Source organism: Microbacter sp. GSS18 (genome assembly GCA_029319145.1).
In the GTDB taxonomy this organism is placed as follows: Bacteria; Actinomycetota; Actinomycetes; order Actinomycetales; family Microbacteriaceae; genus Microbacterium.
This window is the reverse complement of the sequence record CP119753.1, coordinates 3,497,258-3,513,714: the sequence shown is the minus strand read 5'-3', so window position 1 is coordinate 3,513,714 and position 16,457 is coordinate 3,497,258. Positions and strand designations below refer to the sequence as shown.

18 protein-coding genes are annotated in these 16,457 nt (G+C 71.1%); 14 read left to right on the top strand and 4 right to left on the bottom strand.

All coding sequences use genetic code 11. The annotated features are described in order from the left end of the window. The gene (gene deoD, locus P0L94_16260) at nucleotides 1-699 is read right to left on the bottom strand and encodes a purine-nucleoside phosphorylase (protein ID WES64009.1); all 699 of its coding nucleotides are present in this window, start codon (nucleotides 697-699) and stop codon (nucleotides 1-3) included. Nucleotides 700-807: 108 nt separating this feature from the next. Between deoD and P0L94_16255 the strand changes: the two genes are divergently transcribed. From P0L94_16255 to P0L94_16235, 5 genes are all read left to right on the top strand, one after another. Beyond that, nucleotides 808-1,698 carry an aldo/keto reductase gene (locus P0L94_16255; GenBank protein ID WES64008.1) on the top strand — a complete coding sequence of 297 codons (891 nt, stop codon included), beginning with the start codon at nucleotides 808-810 and terminating at the stop codon, nucleotides 1,696-1,698. A gap of 166 nt (nucleotides 1,699-1,864) precedes the next feature. Next, nucleotides 1,865-2,914 (top strand): homocysteine S-methyltransferase family protein, encoded by a 1,050-nt coding sequence (locus tag P0L94_16250; protein ID WES64007.1) that lies wholly within the window; start codon nucleotides 1,865-1,867, stop codon nucleotides 2,912-2,914. A gap of 42 nt (nucleotides 2,915-2,956) precedes the next feature. Further along, nucleotides 2,957-3,340, top strand: a complete 384-nt coding sequence (locus P0L94_16245) for a TIGR03618 family F420-dependent PPOX class oxidoreductase (protein ID WES64006.1) — start codon at nucleotides 2,957-2,959, stop codon at nucleotides 3,338-3,340. Between the two features lie 178 nt (nucleotides 3,341-3,518). Next, nucleotides 3,519-4,763: a serine hydrolase gene (locus tag P0L94_16240; GenBank protein ID WES64005.1), complete on the top strand. Its 1,245-nt coding sequence runs from the start codon at nucleotides 3,519-3,521 to the stop codon at nucleotides 4,761-4,763. Then, entirely contained in the window at nucleotides 4,760-5,932 is a 1,173-nt protein-coding gene (locus P0L94_16235) for an AI-2E family transporter (protein ID WES64004.1), read from the top strand. The genes P0L94_16240 and P0L94_16235 overlap by 4 nt, the downstream gene beginning before the upstream one ends. Nucleotides 5,933-5,959: 27 nt before the next feature. Here the strand turns inward: P0L94_16235 and P0L94_16230 are convergent, their stop codons facing one another. From P0L94_16230 to ald, 3 genes are all read right to left on the bottom strand, one after another. Continuing rightward, a complete protein-coding gene (locus P0L94_16230) occupies nucleotides 5,960-6,721 on the bottom strand; it encodes a hypothetical protein (protein WES64003.1) in 762 nt (253 codons plus the stop codon). Between the two features lie 18 nt (nucleotides 6,722-6,739). After that, on the bottom strand, nucleotides 6,740-8,056 hold the full coding sequence (locus P0L94_16225) for a C45 family autoproteolytic acyltransferase/hydrolase (GenBank protein ID WES64002.1): 1,317 nt from the start codon (nucleotides 8,054-8,056) through the stop codon (nucleotides 6,740-6,742). Between the two features lie 157 nt (nucleotides 8,057-8,213). Continuing rightward, on the bottom strand, nucleotides 8,214-9,299 hold the full coding sequence (gene ald, locus P0L94_16220) for an alanine dehydrogenase (protein WES64001.1): 1,086 nt from the start codon (nucleotides 9,297-9,299) through the stop codon (nucleotides 8,214-8,216). A 174-nt stretch (nucleotides 9,300-9,473) separates the two neighbouring features. Here ald and P0L94_16215 point away from each other — a divergent pair, with 174 nt between their 5' ends. The 9 genes from P0L94_16215 to P0L94_16175 all read left to right on the top strand — a co-directional run bounded on the left by P0L94_16215 (nucleotide 9,474) and on the right by P0L94_16175 (nucleotide 16,456). Beyond that, nucleotides 9,474-9,944 (top strand): Lrp/AsnC family transcriptional regulator, encoded by a 471-nt coding sequence (locus P0L94_16215; protein WES64000.1) that lies wholly within the window; start codon nucleotides 9,474-9,476, stop codon nucleotides 9,942-9,944. 51 nt (nucleotides 9,945-9,995) lie between these two features. Beyond that, nucleotides 9,996-10,643 carry a YigZ family protein gene (locus tag P0L94_16210; protein WES63999.1) on the top strand — a complete coding sequence of 216 codons (648 nt, stop codon included), beginning with the start codon at nucleotides 9,996-9,998 and terminating at the stop codon, nucleotides 10,641-10,643. Between the two features lie 265 nt (nucleotides 10,644-10,908). Continuing rightward, the gene (locus P0L94_16205) at nucleotides 10,909-11,211 is read left to right on the top strand and encodes an urease subunit gamma (protein WES63998.1); all 303 of its coding nucleotides are present in this window, start codon (nucleotides 10,909-10,911) and stop codon (nucleotides 11,209-11,211) included. 9 nt (nucleotides 11,212-11,220) lie between these two features. Further along, nucleotides 11,221-11,556, top strand: a complete 336-nt coding sequence (ureB, locus tag P0L94_16200; GenBank protein ID WES63997.1) for an urease subunit beta — start codon at nucleotides 11,221-11,223, stop codon at nucleotides 11,554-11,556. After that, nucleotides 11,556-13,259, top strand: coding sequence for an urease subunit alpha (locus P0L94_16195; GenBank protein ID WES63996.1), 1,704 nt, complete (start codon nucleotides 11,556-11,558; stop codon nucleotides 13,257-13,259). Before ureB ends, P0L94_16195 begins: the two co-directional genes overlap by 1 nt. Next, on the top strand, nucleotides 13,259-13,933 hold the full coding sequence (locus tag P0L94_16190) for an urease accessory UreF family protein (protein WES63995.1): 675 nt from the start codon (nucleotides 13,259-13,261) through the stop codon (nucleotides 13,931-13,933). Before P0L94_16195 ends, P0L94_16190 begins: the two co-directional genes overlap by 1 nt. Further along, nucleotides 13,926-14,702, top strand: coding sequence for an urease accessory protein UreG (gene ureG / locus P0L94_16185; GenBank protein WES63994.1), 777 nt, complete (start codon nucleotides 13,926-13,928; stop codon nucleotides 14,700-14,702). The genes P0L94_16190 and ureG overlap by 8 nt, the downstream gene beginning before the upstream one ends. Next, nucleotides 14,699-15,433: an urease accessory protein UreD gene (locus P0L94_16180; GenBank protein ID WES63993.1), complete on the top strand. Its 735-nt coding sequence runs from the start codon at nucleotides 14,699-14,701 to the stop codon at nucleotides 15,431-15,433. Before ureG ends, P0L94_16180 begins: the two co-directional genes overlap by 4 nt. 12 nt (nucleotides 15,434-15,445) lie before the next feature. Continuing rightward, on the top strand, nucleotides 15,446-16,456 hold the full coding sequence (locus P0L94_16175; protein ID WES63992.1) for a hypothetical protein: 1,011 nt from the start codon (nucleotides 15,446-15,448) through the stop codon (nucleotides 16,454-16,456). Nucleotide 16,457: the final 1 nt, after the last annotated feature.

The following is a 16,457-nucleotide window of genomic DNA, read 5'->3' as shown; positions in this document are numbered from 1 at the left end:
TCAGCGCAGGGCGCCGAGCGCCACGGCCACCATGTTGCGGAACAGCGTCTCGCGCTCGGCGGCCGTCATCTCCTGACCCGGCTTGTCGCTGACGGTGCCGAGCATGAGCGCCTCGAAACCTTCCTTCGCCGCGACCGCGTACAGCCCCGCGGCCTCCATCTCCACGGCGAGCGTTCCGTAGCGGATGAGGGACTCGACGATCTCGGGATTCGGGCTGTAGAACGAGTCGCTCGTGAAGACCGGCCCGACGTGGATCGTGCGCTCGGTGTCCTTCGCGAACGCGACCGCCCGGCTGAGCAGCGCGAAGCTGGGCGCGTGGCTCAGCGTCACCGTGGGGACCCACCCGCTCGTCATGGCGGAATCGGTGTGGGCCGCCGAAGCGGCCACGACGTCGCCGAGCTGCAGGCGATCCTGCAGCGCCCCCATCGTCCCGACGCGGATGATGCGCTTCACCCCGAAGAAGCGGGCGAGCTCGGTCGCGTAGATCGCGATCGACGGCGTGCCCATGCCCGAGGCGAGCACCGAGATCGGGCGCCCCTCGTAGGTCCCGGTGTAGCCGAGGATGCCGCGCACCTCGGTCACGAGCCGGGGCTGGTCGAAGAACGTCTCGGCGATGAGCCGGGCGCGGCGCGGATCGCCGGGCATCAGCACGTCAGGGGCGAAGTCGCCCGGTTCTGCCGAGATGTGGGGGGTGGCCATGGTCTTCCTTCCGGAGGTGGGACGCAACGAAGACTACGCCGGAGCGCGCGCTCGCGGAGAGTCCACGTGGCAGGCTGAGACCATCCGCCCCCTCCCCAGGAGTTCGCCATGCAGACACGCACCATCGGTCCCTTCACCGTCTCGGCGATCGGCCTCGGCGCCATGCCGGTGTCGATGAACATCGAGAAGGAGTACCCGTCGCGGGAGGACGCGATCGCCACGGTCCACGCCGCCCTCGACGCCGGCGTCACGCTCATCGACACCGCGGACATCTACGCGCCGAGCTGGGACCTGATGGGCCACAACGAGCAGATCGTGCGCGACGCGCTGCGCTCGTGGGGCGGCGACACCTCCGGTGTGCTGGTGACGACGAAGGGCGGCATCACCCGTGGCGAGGGCGAGACGTGGGGACGCGACGGGTCGCTGGAATACCTCCGCAGCGCCGTGCAGGCGTCGTTGCGCAACCTCGACGTCGAGGTCATCGACCTGTACCAGTACCACCGGCCGGACCGCTGGATGGTCTACGGCGAGATCATGGAGAACCTCAGGACGCTTCAGGCCGAGGGGCTCATCCGCACGATCGGCATCTCGAACGCGAGCGTCGAGGAGATCGAGATCGCACGCCAGGTGCTCGGCGAGGGCAACCTCACCAGCGTGCAGAACGAGTTCTCACCGCGCCACCCCGGCAGCTACGACGAGCTGCGCTACTGCGAAGAGCACGGCATCGCCTTCCTGCCGTGGAGCCCACTGGGCGGCACCGGCGGGCGCGGGCGCAGCATCGGCGACCGGTTCGGCGTTTTCCGCGAGATCGGCGAGGACCACGGCGTCAGCCCGCAGCAGGTCGTCCTCGCGTGGGAGCTCTCGCTCAGCCCGGTGATCGTCCCGATCCCGGGCGCCCGGCGGGCGGCATCGATCGCCGATTCGGCGCGCGCCGCCGATCTGAGCCTGAGCGAGGACGACCTCGCCCGCTGCGACGCCGCCGTCGGCATCGAGCGCTGAGGGCTGACGACGCCCCAGGATCCGTCGCTCCCCGCCGCGTCACGTGTGGCGCGCGATGTCACCGGAGGAAAAGATCGCGACAAGCGCGTCGCGGAGGCCTACTCTCGCAGTGTCCGCTCGACGTCCGCCGTCCCCGGACGCCCGAAGCAACGCAGGAGGTCCGGACATGTCGTCATCGAAGTCATTCACCGAGCGCCTTGACGCCGGCCCCGTCATCTGTGCGGAGGGCTTCCTGTTCGAACTCGAGCGCCGCGGCTACCTGACCGCGGGCGAGTTCGTGCCCGAGGTCGCGCTCGAGAACCCCGAGGCGCTCGAAGCGCTGCACACCGACTTCCAGCGTGCCGGGTCCGACGTCGTCGAGGCCTTCACCTACAACGGCCATCGCGAGAAGATGCGCGTGATCGGCAAGGAGGAGCTGCTCGAGCCGCTGAACCGCTCGGCGCTGCAGATCGCCCGGCAGGTCGCCGACCGCGTTCCCGGCAACCTGGTCGCCGGGAACATCTCGAACTCGAACATCTGGGACCCGTCGGATGCGTCGGCTCAGGCCGAGGTGCGGCGCATGTTCGAGGAGATGGTCGGCTGGGCCGTCGAGGAGGGCGCCGACATCATCATCGCCGAGACGTTCTACTACGCCGGCGAGGCGCTCGCGGCGCTCGAGGTCGCGAAGGCGAGCGGGCTGCCGGTGGTGACCACGCTCGCGCCGATGGCCATCGACCGCATGGCTGACGACGTCGACATCGTCGAGACCGCGGTCCGGCTCGAGCAGGGGGGCGCCGACGTCGTCGGGCTCAACTGCTTCCGCGGGCCCGAGACGATGATGCCGTGGCTGAAGAAGATCCGCGCGGCCGTCTCGACGCACGTCGGAGCCCTTCCCGTGCCGTACCGCACGACGTCCGAGGAGCCGACCTTCTTCAACCTGTCGGACCCGCATGCACACGTCCCGTCCCCGCACGGCCGGACCTTCCCCACCGCGCTCGACCCGCTGTTCGCCAATCGGTACGAGGTGCGCTCGTTCGCCGAGGAGGCCCTCGCGCTCGACATCCGCTACCTCGGCGTGTGCTGCGGGGCCGCGCCGATCCACATCCGCGAAGTGGCGGAGGCGGCCGGGCGCACCCCGCCGGCGAGCCGCTTCCACGAGCGCATGGAGAACCACTTCATGTACGGCTCGAACGAGCGCCTGCCCGAGCACATCCAGGCGCTCGGCGGCGACGCATGAGGATCGGGCCCCGGGCCGTCTCGCATCATGCAGGATGAGGTCATGCAGCTGACCGAGGCGGGCACCGCCTTCGTGACCGACCGACACCTCGCGACCCTCTCCACGATCGCGCCGTCGGGCCTCATCCACGCCGTCGCCGTGGGGTTCACCATCGACGACGGCATCGTGCGGATCATCACGAGCGACGGCTCGCAGAAGGTGCGCAATGTCGAGCGCGACGGTCGGGCGACCGTCGCCCAGGTGTCGGGGCCGGCATGGCTGAGCATCGCGGGACACGCGGTGATCGAGCGGGGCGCGGATGCCGTCGCCCTCGCGGAGGCGCTGTACACCGCCCGCTACCGCCCGCCGCGTGTGAACCCCCGGCGCGTGGTCATCCGGCTGACGCCCGGACGCGTCCTGGCGTCGGCGGGGCTCGTCGCCCGCTGACGGTCCGCCGCCCCCGCCCCGCGGGCACGCTGGACCGGCGAAACGGGAGCCGATCGCCACCGGCGGACCAGCCCGCTGCGCTAGCGTGACTGTCGTCAGTGGAGGTTTCGTCCACGGCCTCGACCGACAGGGCGCGGAGCATCGGCACGCGTCCGGACGCACGCAGGAGGAGTCGAGGATGCCCACGGACCCGTACGCCACCGCCGCCGACCTCGGGCTGATGCAGGGCTTCCCGCCCGCGCCCGAGAGGCGCGTCACGAGGACCAACGCGCTCATGACCCCGCCGTTCAACCGGTGGTCGTACCAGCACATGCGCACGATCTACCCGTCCGCCCCGATCCGCCGCGGCGACGTGCCGATCCCGCTCGCCGTGTCGATCGACGATCGCATCGGCGACCTGGCGGTCCGCGGGGTGGACGGCGAGGCGGCCGATCTCGTCGAGGTGCTGCGGACGACGTACACGGATGCCCTGGTGGTCGTCACGCGCGATCACATCGTGCACGAGAGCTATATGAACGGGATGACCGCCGACCAGCCCCACCAGATGATGTCGGTGACGAAGTCGTTCGCGGGGCTCCTCGGCCTGATGGCCGTCGACGACGGCGCCCTGCGCGAGGACGAGGCGATGACCGCGGTCGTGCCCGAACTGGCGTCTGCATCGGCGTTCGCCGACGCGACGTTCGGGCATGTGCTCGACATGGTCAACTCCATGGACTTCGATGAGGACTACGCCGATCCGCATTCGGCGATCATCCGATACGGGCAGACCCTCGGATGGCTCCAGGCCCCCGCCGACGCGTACCCCGCCGACAGCGTCTACGACTTCCTCGTCTCACTGGAGCACGATCCGGCGCACGCGCACGGCGACGTCTTCCACTACCAGACGCCGAAGACGGATGCCCTGAACTGGGCGACCAACCGGGCGACCGGAACCTCGTTCCAGGATCACCTCTCGGATGCCCTGTGGTCGCGGCTCGGAACCGACGGCGACACGTACGTGCTGCTGGACCGCAACGGCACGCTCGTGGCCGGCGGCGGTCTCAACGCCGGCCCGCGGAACCTCGCGCGCTTCGCGATGATGATGCTCAACGGCGGCGCGGTCGACGGGGACCAGATCGTCCCGCGCCGTGTGATCGACACGATCGCCGCCGGCGCCAGCCGGGAGGCGTTCGCGGCCGGCCCCGATGCGACGGGACCGCTCTCGGGGGGCGACTGGAGCTACCGCGCCCAGTGGTGGGTGCGCCACACACCCGGACGCGAGGCGTTCACCGCGATGGGCATCCACGGGCAGTGGATCTACATCGACATCACCCGGGGTGTCGCGGTCGTCAAGCAGTCCTCGCAGCCGGTGTCCCTCGACCTCGCCATGGACCAGGTCAACCTGGACCTCATCGACGCGATCATCGATCTGGTGGCGTCATGACCGCATCGCCCGTGGCAGGCTCGTCGCAGACGCCGGGCGGAGCAGACGCCTCGCGGTCGCGCGCCGATGCCGACGCGATGCGCGGGCGCCGGCGCTCCGCCCTTCTGCGGACGCTGCCGAGCCATCCCCTCCGGACCGGGTTCGCCGTGACCATCGGAGTCGTCCTGGCGATCGCGCTGGCGATCGCCTTCGCGTCGATGTCGACAGTCGTCATGTCGGTGACGCTGGCGATGTTCCTCGCGCTCGGGATGGAGCCGGCGGTGCAGGTACTCGGCCGGCGGGGCGTGCCGCGCCCGTGGGGGATCACGATCGTCACGCTGGCGTTCCTCGTCCTGGTCGCAGCGATCGTGCTGACGGTGGTGCCCGCGCTGATCGACCAGATCGTCGAGCTGATCGAGTCGGCGCCCGCCGCCCTCGCCGCGATCGAGCGCACCGAGTGGTTCCGCTCTCTCGACGATCGCACGCTCATCGATCTGGGTCGCACGCTCGACAGCGCCTGGAACTCGCTGACGAGCCTCTCGGCCTTCCTGGCCATCGCCGGGGGCGTGGCCGAGGCCGGAGTCGGCATCGTCGGCGTCATCTCGAGCAGCATGATCGTCGTCGTGCTGACGCTGTACTTCGTGGCCTCGCTGCCCGCGATGAAGACGGCTGCAGCCTCGCTCCTGCCTTCGTATCGCCGCCCAGGATTCCTGACGCTCACCGAGGAGATCACGGCGTCGGTGGGCGGTGTCGTCGCGGGTGGCATCACGCTGGCGACGCTCAACGCGATCGTCGTGCTGATCCTGCAGCTCCTGGTGGGGTCGCCCGTCGCCGCGCTCCTGGCGATCGGAGCGTTCTTCATCACGCTGGTCCCGCTCATCGGGTCGGTGCTGTTCCTCATCGTCGGAACGATCGCGTCGCTGTTCCTGGGTCCGACAGCCGCTCTCGTGTTCGGCATCGGGTATCTCATCTACATGCAGTTCGAGGCGTACTGGATCACGCCGCGCATCATGGGTCGCGCGGTGGCCGTCCCCGGCGTGCTCGTGATCATCGGCGCGATGGTCGGCGCCACCCTCTTCGGGCTCCTCGGCGCGCTCGTGGCCATCCCCGTCACGGCCTCGATCCTGATCATCATCCGGCGCGTGGTGGTCCCGGCCCAGGACCGACGGACCGAGCCGGACGAGGACTGACGCGGCCCGCGTGACCGGGCCGCGCCCTCACTCCTCGCTGAACGCCGACTCGCAGGCGGGTGCGACGGTGGTCAGAAGCGCGTTCGCACCGTCGACGTCTCCGTCTGCGACGAGGGAGAGCGCCCCGATCGAGCCGCCGGCGCACAGCCGCGCCTGCTCGGCGAGCGCGAGGGCCTGGTCGCGCTCGGCCTGAGCGACGGCCAGATCGCCCTGTGCCTGCTCGAGCGCGGTGTTCGCCGCCTCGAGCGCCGCTGCGGCGTCGGTGACCTGCTGGTCCGATACGTTCAGCCGGTCCGCCGCGACACCGAGGGCTTCGACGGCCTGCGTGAGGGCGGTCGAGGCCTCCTCGCTCAGCTGCCCGACCTGCTCCTGGAGCTGCGCGTTCTGGTCTTCGAGTTCGGCGACCTGTGCGGTGAGGTCGTCGCGCTCCTGCTCGACCGCGGCGAGCGCGGCCGCTGCCGAATCACTGTCCTGCTGCGATCCCTGCAGCAGAACGACGGCCCAGATGGCGAATCCGAGCGTGGTGACCGCGAAGACGGCCGTGAGCACCTTCCACACCGTCGACGGGTCGCGGTTCGACGCGGGCACGAAGACCGGCTCCCCGGCGGGCGGCGCCGGGGCGGTGCCCGCCGGAGCCTGCTCAGGAGGAGTGGGCGGGCTCGGCGCCGCGCCCCCGGAGGGCGCGGCCGCGGGCGCAGCACCCGCGGGTGACGCGGTCGCGGGGGAGGTCGCGTCGGGCGCAGCGCCCGAATCGTCGGCGGGCGGCGTGGGCTGCTCGGGTGTGGACATGGCGCTTCCCCCTCGAACTCATGGTGCTCCGGATCGACGACCGCTCACGCGCAACGCAGGCGGGCGGCCGTTGCGCGAGACCTTATCGGCGCCGGGACATGTCAACAAGGGGGTGCGCGCGTGGCCGGAGCTCTCGGAAACGCACGCGGACGCGAGTTCTGTTCCGCGGTGGATGCCGCCGAGCGCCCGCGTGTGCGCCGCTCCCTGCGCGCCGGTCACACCGCGCCGGCGAGAAGACCGTCCAGCTCGTACGGGGCCAGTCGCCCCCGGCACGGCGACCCGTGAGAGAGGTGGAGGGCGCGGTCCTCGAGGTCCATCACGAGCCCCACCACCGTGGTCCACTGCGACGCGGGATCCGAACGGGGGTCCGGGTGACAGCAGATCGCGCTGGGCCCGTCGGTGTGGTCCGAAAGGGCCTGATGGACGTCGCCGATCGAGAGCACCGGGTGAGCGTCGAGGTGATCGCGCATCCGCTGGAGGCGCACATAGGTGTCCCCGAGCTCCAGGGGGGGCGAGGTCCACGCCGCGCGTGGCCGCGACGAAGTGGTTGGTGTGGGCGATGCGACCGCGCACCGGCGCGATCGGATGGACGCCGGCGACACCACCCGGCTCGCATTCGATGTCGAGCACGGCTCCGCCCGCCGCGCCCACGAGGTAGTTGCCGGAGGAGGCCCGACGGACTCCCGCCAGCAGCTCCACGGCGTCGGAGACATGCTCGATGTCGGCGAGCATCCGCAGCACGACGTGGAATGGCACCCCGCGGGTGTCACGGTCGCGGTCGGTGATGAGCGTGTTGACGGCGATCCCGATCCCCGCGGCGTTCAGCGTGGCCTTGCCGAGAAGGCCTGCCTCCACCAGCGTGAGGTAGTTCGGGGCGTTGTCCCGCTCGACCTCGAGGACGACGATGCTGTCTGTGGCGTGGACGAGCCAGTCCCAGTTCTGCCCGACCCAGGTGTGGCCGTTCTCGGTCGCCTCGGGAGCCAGACCGAACGACGTGCATTCGCCACGCAGGCTCAACGAGCGGCGCTGCGCGAGATCCCACATGATCTCGGTGCGGCAGTTCATCGCGAGGACGTCGTCGAACGGCAGCCCGGCTCCGGCGGCGATCCCCTCCATCTCGGAGATCGCCTCGGGGAACGCGGAGGCGATCGCGTCGCCATACCGGCGGGCGTACTCGACGGCTTCGCGCCAGGGCATTCCCGAGCGCGCGAAGGCCCGTTCATACCCCTCCCGGCTCGCGTTCACCTGGCGCCGCGCCGCCTCGCCGTACGCGCGTCCGCGCTCGGCCGGTCCGCCCGACACCCGCACTCGCGGAAGCGTGTCGTGATGGGCCATCTCGCCCTCCTCTCCGTGGCGTCACGTCCCCGTCGAGACCGATCCGCCCTCGACCCCGCAGCTCGCGAGCGACGAGCCTCGACAGTTCATCCTCCGCGACGGCGGTCGTCCTGCCAACACCGCAGGGGACGGGGGTGGGCATTCCGGAGAGGAGGCCTCAGAACCCGAAGGCCGCGCGCACCCCGTCGTTCACGACGCGACCCGCGCGGACGTTCAGCCCACGGGCGAGTGCCTCGTCGGCGGCGGCCGCGGCGTCCCAGCCCTTGTCGGCGATCGCCGTGACGTAGGGCAGCGTGGCGTTGCCGAGCGCTCGCGTGGAGGTGTGCGGTGCGGCACCGGGCATGTTGGCCACGCAGTAATAGAGCGACTGGTGCACCGCGAACGTCGGGTCGTCGTGCGTCGTCGGGCGCGAGCCCTCGAAGCATCCGCCCTGGTCGATCGCGATGTCCACGAGCACGGATCCCGGCTTCATCGCGGCGACCATGTCGTCGGTCACGAGCTTGGGCGCCGCGGCCCCCGGGATCAGCACCGACCCGACGACGAGATCGGCGTCGGCGAGCTGGTCCGCGATCTCGTACGGGGTCGAGTAGCGCGTCTGGATGGCGCCGCCGAAGCGCGCCTCGAGCGCGCGGAGCTTCGGCACCGAGATGTCGATGATCGTCACGTTCGCGCCGAGCCCGAGCGCGTTCGCCGCGGCGTGCTCGCCGGCGACGCCCCCGCCGATCACCACGACCTTGGCCTTCGGCGTCCCGGGAACCCCGCCCAGCAGCATCCCGCGACCGCCGGCAGGACTCAGCAGGGCGTTCGCGCCGACCGCGATCGACAGGCGCCCAGCGACCTCGCTCATCGGCGCCAGCAGGGGCAGCGCCCGATCCGGTGTCTGGACCGTCTCGTAGGCGATCGCCGTCGTGCCGCCCGCGATGAGCGCATCCGTCAGGGGCCGGTCGGCGGCGAGGTGGAGATACGTGAACAGCGTGAGGTCATCACGCAGGAAGCCGTACTCGGCGGCGATCGGCTCCTTCACCTTCACGACCATCTCGGATTCCGCCCAGGTCTCCTCGGCGGAATCCGCCAGGCGCGCGCCGGCGAGCACGTAGGCGTCATCGGAGAACGCGCTCCCGGTGCCGGCGCCTGTCTGCACCGTCACCACGTGCCCGCGACGCACCAGCGCGTCGACGGCGGCCGGGGTCATCGAGACCCGGTTCTCGTTGTTCTTGATCTCGGTGGGGATGCCGATCCGCATGGCTCTTCCTTCGCTTCGGTCACCTGGCGGCACGCCAGCACGACAGAGAGATTCGCAGATCATGCATCGGATTCTGTTTCACGCCGAATGATCATCGACAGCTCACGCCTTCGTGATGAACAATGTCTGCAGGAGAGCGAATTCCGGTGCCGAGCGCAGAAGGATCTTCAGCCGATGGAAGACAGCCTGGACCCTGTGGACGAACGCATCGTCGACCTGCTCTCGCGCGACGGGCGGATGACCAACGCCGCGCTGGCCGACACCCTCGGGGTTGCCCCGTCCACGGCGCATGCGCGCGTCCGCTCGCTGGTCGACCGCGGCGTCATCACCGGCTTCCACGCCGCGCTCGATCAGCGCGCGCTCGGCCGTGGGCTTCAGGCGGTGATCGGCGTGACGCTCCGCCCCGGAGCCCGGCAGGAGAGCATCCGCTCGTTCACCCACGACATGCGGAGCGTCCCCGAGGTGATCCAGGTGTTCTTCCTCGGCGGTGCGGACGACTTCCTCGTGCACATCGCCGTCGAGGACTCCACCGGCGTGCGCAAGTTCGTCGTCGACCACCTCTCCGCGCGCACGAGCGTCGCCTCGACCCGCACGAGCCTCATCTTCGAATACCACCACAACGTCGTCGTCGCCGACTTCGATTAGCGCGCCCGCCGCGACGAGCGGGCGTCAGGATGAGGAGGCTATCGTCGAGAGGTGAGCCGCTCGTACCCCGCCACCATCGCCGGCGGCGTGGAACGCGAACTCATCGTGCGCAAGTCGCGGTTCATCGCCCGGATCGAGCATGTCGGCTCGGTGGAGGAGGCGGATGCCGTCATCACCGCCGTGCGCAAGCAGCACTGGGACGCCAACCACAACTGCACCGCGATGGTCACCGGTCTGCAGGCCGACCAGGCCCGCTCATCCGACGACGGCGAACCGTCGGGCACCGCCGGCATCCCCATGCTCGAAGTGCTGCGGCGGCGCGAGGTGACGGATGTCGTCGCCGTCGTGACGCGCTACTTCGGGGGCGTCAAGCTCGGCGCCGGGGGACTCGTCCGGGCCTATTCGACGGCCGTGTCGGATGCGCTCGACGAAGCGCGGCTCGTGCACCGTCTCGCCTTGACGCAGGTGCGGGTGGACGTCCCGCACGCCGACGCCGGCCGATTCGACAACCTCCTGCGCGACTGGGCGCACCGCTCCGGCGCGACGATGGGCGAGCCCGCGTACGGCGCATCGGCGACCCTCGAGGTCTGGGCCCCGGCCGAGGCGGTCCCTGCGCTGCGCGGCGAGGTCGCGGCCGCATCGGGCGGAGCCGTCGGCATCGTCGTGGGCGGCGAGCGCGTCGTCGACGTCGCCGACTGAAGCGACGGCCGCCCACGGATCCGCGGCGTGCCGGACCGGCGCGGTCGAAGGCATTACATTGCCATTGCTCGAACGTATCGGGTGTGTAAAAAGTGCGCGCGACTCGCGGCCCTCTTCCGCAGAAAGACGCGAATCTCAGGGAGAACTGTGCGCCGAGACGACGTGCGTTCACCGCCGGGTTGATGACAGAATCCTGACACCCGAGCGCAGCGACGACCTACGCGTCTTCGCCCGGGGGCGGCCACCGACGAGGGGAGGAACGCGGATGCACCTGTCACCCGCCGACACCGAGAAGCTGCTGCTGGCGGTCGCAGGCATGGTCGCGCGCGACCGGCGGGACCGCGGCGTCAAGCTCAACCACCCCGAGGCGGTCGCCCTGCTGTCCACGTGGGTCATCGAGCGCGCGCGCGACGGCGCCGATGTCGCCCACCTGATGACCGAGGGCCGCACCGTCCTGGGGCGCGACGACGTGATGGACGGCGTCGCCGACATGCTCGCCGACGTCCAGGTCGAGGCGACGTTCCCGGACGGACGCAAGCTGGTCACCCTCCACCACCCGATCGACTGAGGAGTCGCCATGGCATCTGGATCATCGTCAGGACCCGGTGCCATCCGGGTCAGACCCGGATGGATCGAGCTGAACGCCGACCGCACCGACGACGAACGCGTGGAGCTGGTGATCCTCAACACGGGTGACCGGCCGGTGCAGATCGGCTCGCACATCCATCTGCCCGACGTGAACGCGGCGCTGCAGTTCGATCGCGAGGCGGCCATCGGCGCCCGGCTCGACATCCCCTCGGGCACGTCGGAGCGCTTCGAGCCCGGTGTCTCCAAGCGCGTCGCCGCGGTGTCGCTGCGCGGTCGCCGCCGCGTCCCGGGCATCCAGGTCCGCACGACGGGGGAGGGCAGCTGATGGTGCGCATCGACCGCGAGCGCTACGCCGCGATCTACGGCCCGACCACCGGTGATCAGATCCGCCTCGGCGACACCGATCTCTGGATCGAGGTCGAGGACGACCTGACCGTCGGCGGAGAGGAGGCCGTGTTCGGCGGCGGCAAGTCCATCCGCGAATCGATGGCCCAGAGCACCGCCTCCCGCGCCGACGGGGCGCTCGACACCGTCATCACGAACGCCGTGATCCTCGACTGGTGGGGGATCGTACGCGCCGACGTCGGCATCCGCGACGGCCGCATCGCCGGCATCGGGCGCGCCGGCAACCCGGACATCGCCGACGGGGTCGACCCGCGGCTCGTGATCGGACCGTCCACCGACGTGATCTCGGGCGAGGGCAAGATCCTGACGGCGGGAGCCATCGACTCCCACGTCCACCTCCTCTCGCCCTCGCAGATCCACGAAGCGCTCGCCACCGGCATCACCACGATCGCCGGCGGCGGGACGGGACCGTCCGAGGGCTCCAAGGCGACGACGGTGACCCCCGGCGCATGGCACCTCGAGCAGATGCATCGGTCGCTCGACCCGCTCCCGGTCAACGTCCTGCTGCTCGGCAAGGGGAACACCGTGTCGGCGGCCGCGTTCGCGGAGCAGGCGCTCGCCGGCGCCGCGGGCTACAAGGTGCACGAGGACTGGGGGTCGACGCCCGCGGCGATCGACGCCAGCCTGAGCGCCGCCGAGGAGTGGGGGCTGCAGGTCGCGCTGCACAGCGACTCGCTCAACGAGGCGGGATTCGTCGAATCCAGCATCGCCGCGATGGCCGGACGCAGCATCCACGCCTTCCACGTCGAGGGCGCCGGCGGCGGCCACGCACCCGACATCCTGTCGATCGCGGGCCTGCCCTACGTCATCCCCGGCTCGACCAACCCGACACTGCCCCACACCGTCAACACCGTCGCCGAGCACCTCGACATGCTCATGGTGTGTCACCACCTCAATCCGGGCGTCCCCGAGGACCTCGCCTTCGCCGAATCCCGCATCCGCGCCACCACGATCGCCGCCGAGGACATCCTCCACGACATGGGCGCGATCTCGATCACGTCGTCCGACGCCCAGGCGATGGGTCGGATCGGCGAGGTGGTCACACGCACGTGGCAGGTCGCCCACGTCATGAAGCACCGGCGCGGACCGCTCGGCGGCGGGCTTCCCGCCGACAACGAGCGCGCCCGCCGGTACGTGGCGAAGTACACGGTCAATCCGGCCGTGGCGCACGGCATCGACGGCGAGGTGGGATCGGTCGAGGCCGGCAAGCTCGCGGACCTCGTGCTGTGGGACCCGCGCTTCTTCGGATTCCGTCCGAGCGTGGTCGTCAAGGGCGGCGGACTGGTGTGGGGTGCGCTCGGGGACCCCAACGCCTCGATCCCGACGCCCCAGCCGGTGCTCATGCGCCCCGCGTTCGCCGACGCGATCGGCGGGCAGCTGTCGGTTTCGTTCGTGGCGCCGGCGGCACTGGACGCCGGCATCGAGGAGCGCCTCGGCCTCACGCGACGCCTGCTCCCGGTCCAGCCCACGCGGCACATCGGCAAAGCCGACATGCGCAACAACGACGCCCTGCCCGACATCGACATCCGTCCCGACACCTTCGACATCTCGATCGACGGCGAGCAGGTGGAGCCGGCGCCCGCCGCGACGCTCCCGCTGGCCCAGCTCTATCAGCTCTTCTGATGCCCCCGCTCGCCCCCTCGACGGCCGCCCTGCTGCTCGCCGATGCTCGACTGCCGTCGGGCGGTCACGCGCACTCGGCCGGCGTCGAGCCTGCGCTGATGGCGGGCGTCGCGGCCCACGAGCTGCCTGCGTTCCTGAGAGGCAGAGCGTCGACGACGACGCTCGTCGAAGCGGGGACCGCGGTTGCGGCGCGGCACGCGCACACCGTCGGCGGGGACCTCGACGCGGTCGAGGCGGCGTGGGCGGCGCGCACGCCGAGCCGCGCGCAGCGCGATGCCGCCCGGCTCCTGGCGCGCGGCTACCTGCGCGTCGGCACCGAACTGCTCCCGGGGGATGCGGTCATCGCGCAGTGGCGCGAGCGCCCGACCCCGCCGCCTCGGCCGTGCGTGCTGGGCGTCCTCGCCGCCGGCCTGGCGATGCCGCCGCTGGAGCTCGCGCGCCTCGTCGTCTACGAGGACATGCAGGCCGCGGCGGCGGCGGTCCTCAAGCTCGAGCCCCGCGATCCGCTCGATCTCGTCGGTCTCGTCGTCACCCTGTGCGCCGAGGTCGAGGACGATCTGATCGCGATCTCGGCGATCACCGACCCCGCCGACATCCCCTCGTTCACCGCGCCGCAGTCCGAAATGTGGGCAGAAGCCCACGCCCGATCCTCCAGGAGGCTCTTCCGTGCCTGACATCACACCATCCCGCGCCCTGCGTCTCGGCGTCGCCGGCCCCGTGGGCACCGGCAAGTCCTCACTCATCGCGACGATCTGCCGCGCCCTCGCCGCCGAGATCCGCATCGGGGTGATCACGAACGACATCTACACCGACGAGGACGCGCGCTTCCTGCGGTCCGCGGGCGTGCTCGAGCCCGAGCGCATCGTGGCGGTCGAGACGGGTGCGTGCCCGCACACCGCGATCCGCGACGACGTCACCGCCAACCTGCTGGCCGCGGAAGACCTCGAGCGCGCCCACGCGCCCCTCGACATGGTCGTGATCGAGTCGGGCGGCGACAACCTGACGGCGACCTTCTCCCCCGCGCTCGTCGACGCGCAGATCTTCGTGCTCGATGTCGCCGGCGGCGGCGACGTCGCCCGCAAGGGAGGGCCGGGGATCGGTCGCGCCGATCTGCTGGTGGTCAACAAGACCGACCTCGCCCCCTACGTCGGCGTCGACGTCCCGCAGATGGTCGCCGACGCGACGGCGGCACGCGACGGACGCCCGGTGCTGGCGCTCTCGCGCACCGATGCGGCATCCGTGGCCTCGCTGCGCGAATGGGTCCTGACGGTGCTGGCCGCCCACCGCGCGGGATCCCACGTGCCGCAGGACCCGGGCCCGATGGCACCGCACTTCCACGCCGACGAGGACGGCACCGGGTACCTCCACACGCATGAGGGCAGCGAGGATGCGCACGCCCACGCCGCGGATGCCCACGAGCACGCGGACCACGTCCACCCGTGAGGCCGACGGTCGTCGAGGTCGCGCCGCGCGGTGACGGCGTGACGTGCTCCCTCGAGGGCGACCTCGTCATCCCGCGCCTGATCCGTCGCCGCGGGCGGAGCGTCGACGTCGCCCTCGTGGCCGGCCGCGCGATGCTGCTGCCCGGCGACGATGTGCGGATGCGGATCAGCGTCGGCGAGGGCTGCACCCTCGGGTTGGTCGACATCGGCGGGCTGGTCGTGTACGGGCGGGACGGCGAGCCGGGCGACGCATCGCAATGGCACGCCGGAGTCGACCTCGGCACCGACGCCCATCTCGTGTGGGACAGCCTGCCGACGGTCATCACCGACGCCGGCGTCCTGACCCGATCGCTCACCGTCCGCCTCGCGGCCGGCGCATCGGCGCGCGTCCGCGAGACCCTCGTCCTCGGGCGGACGGATGAACGCGGTGGACGACTGCGGGCCGACACCGACGTCGCCGATGCGGACGGGCCCCTGCTGCGCGAGACCCTCGAGGTCGGGGGCCGCGACCATGTCCCCGGCGTCCTCGGCGCCGCACGCGTCATGGACGGCATCATCTCCATCGGAGACCACGCGGCCATCGGCGATGCACCCGGGGCGGCGCGCCTCGATCTCGAACGCGGGGGAACGGTGCTCCGCTATCTGGGCGCCGACGCGCACAGCAGCCCGCTGGGAGGCGTCTTCGCCGAGGCGGCGATCGAGCACGAGACGGGGGCCCCGCATGTCGTCTGAGTGGAGCGCCGGGTGCTGGTGCTGACCCCGGCCGCGCGCGGCGTCCTGATCACCGCCGCGTCTCTCCTCGTGGTCAGCTGGACCCTGTTCGCCGCGGTGGTCCTCCCCGGCGACTACCAGGCGGGCACGACCACGTTCGGCATCGGGCTGGCCGCGACCGCCTTCGTCCTGGGCATGCGCCACGCGTTCGACGCAGACCACATCGCGGCCATCGACAACACCAGCCGAAAGCTCATCGGCGACGATCGAGACCCGTCGGGCGTCGGCCTGTGGTTCGCGCTGGGCCACTCCACGGTGGTCGTCGCGGCCGTCGGTCTCGCGACGGCCGGGGTCGGCGCTCTCACCTCCCAGCTCGGCGTGGACGACTCTCCGCTCGCCGCCTTCACGGGCGTGTGGGGACCTGCTGTGTCGAGTCTGTTCCTGCTCACCATGGCGGCGGTCAACCTCGCGATCCTCGTCCGGCTCTTCCGCGGCCGACGCATGGCGCCGGGCACCGACCACGAGCCTGCCCCGGCCGGAGGCGTGATCTCGCTCGCCATCGCGCGGACCTCGGCGCGGCTGGACCGGCCGTGGAAGATGTTCGTGGTCGGCCTGCTGTTCGGTCTCGGGTTCGACACGGCATCGACGATCACCCTGCTTCTGATCGCCGGCGGCGCGGGGATCGTCATGCCCTGGTACGCCGCGATGGTGCTGCCGCTGCTCTTCACCGCCGGAATGGTGGCGTGCGACGGGCTCAACAGCATCGTCACCGCGAGGATCTATCGCTGGTCGGCGGACCGCCCCGAACGGCGACGCCACTACAACGCCACACTCATCTCCCTGTCCGTGGCGGTGGCCTTCATCGTCGGCACGGTCGGCCTGTGCGGTGTGCTGGTCGACTCGATCGGCGTGCGATGGGAACCGGTCAGCGCGGTGGCGGCGACCGACCTCGACGCGTTCGGACTCATCATCGTCGGCGTGCTCCTGCTCGCGGGAGTCGCCGGCTGGGCCTTCGGCCGCAACCCGCGCGGTGCGCCCGCGTGAC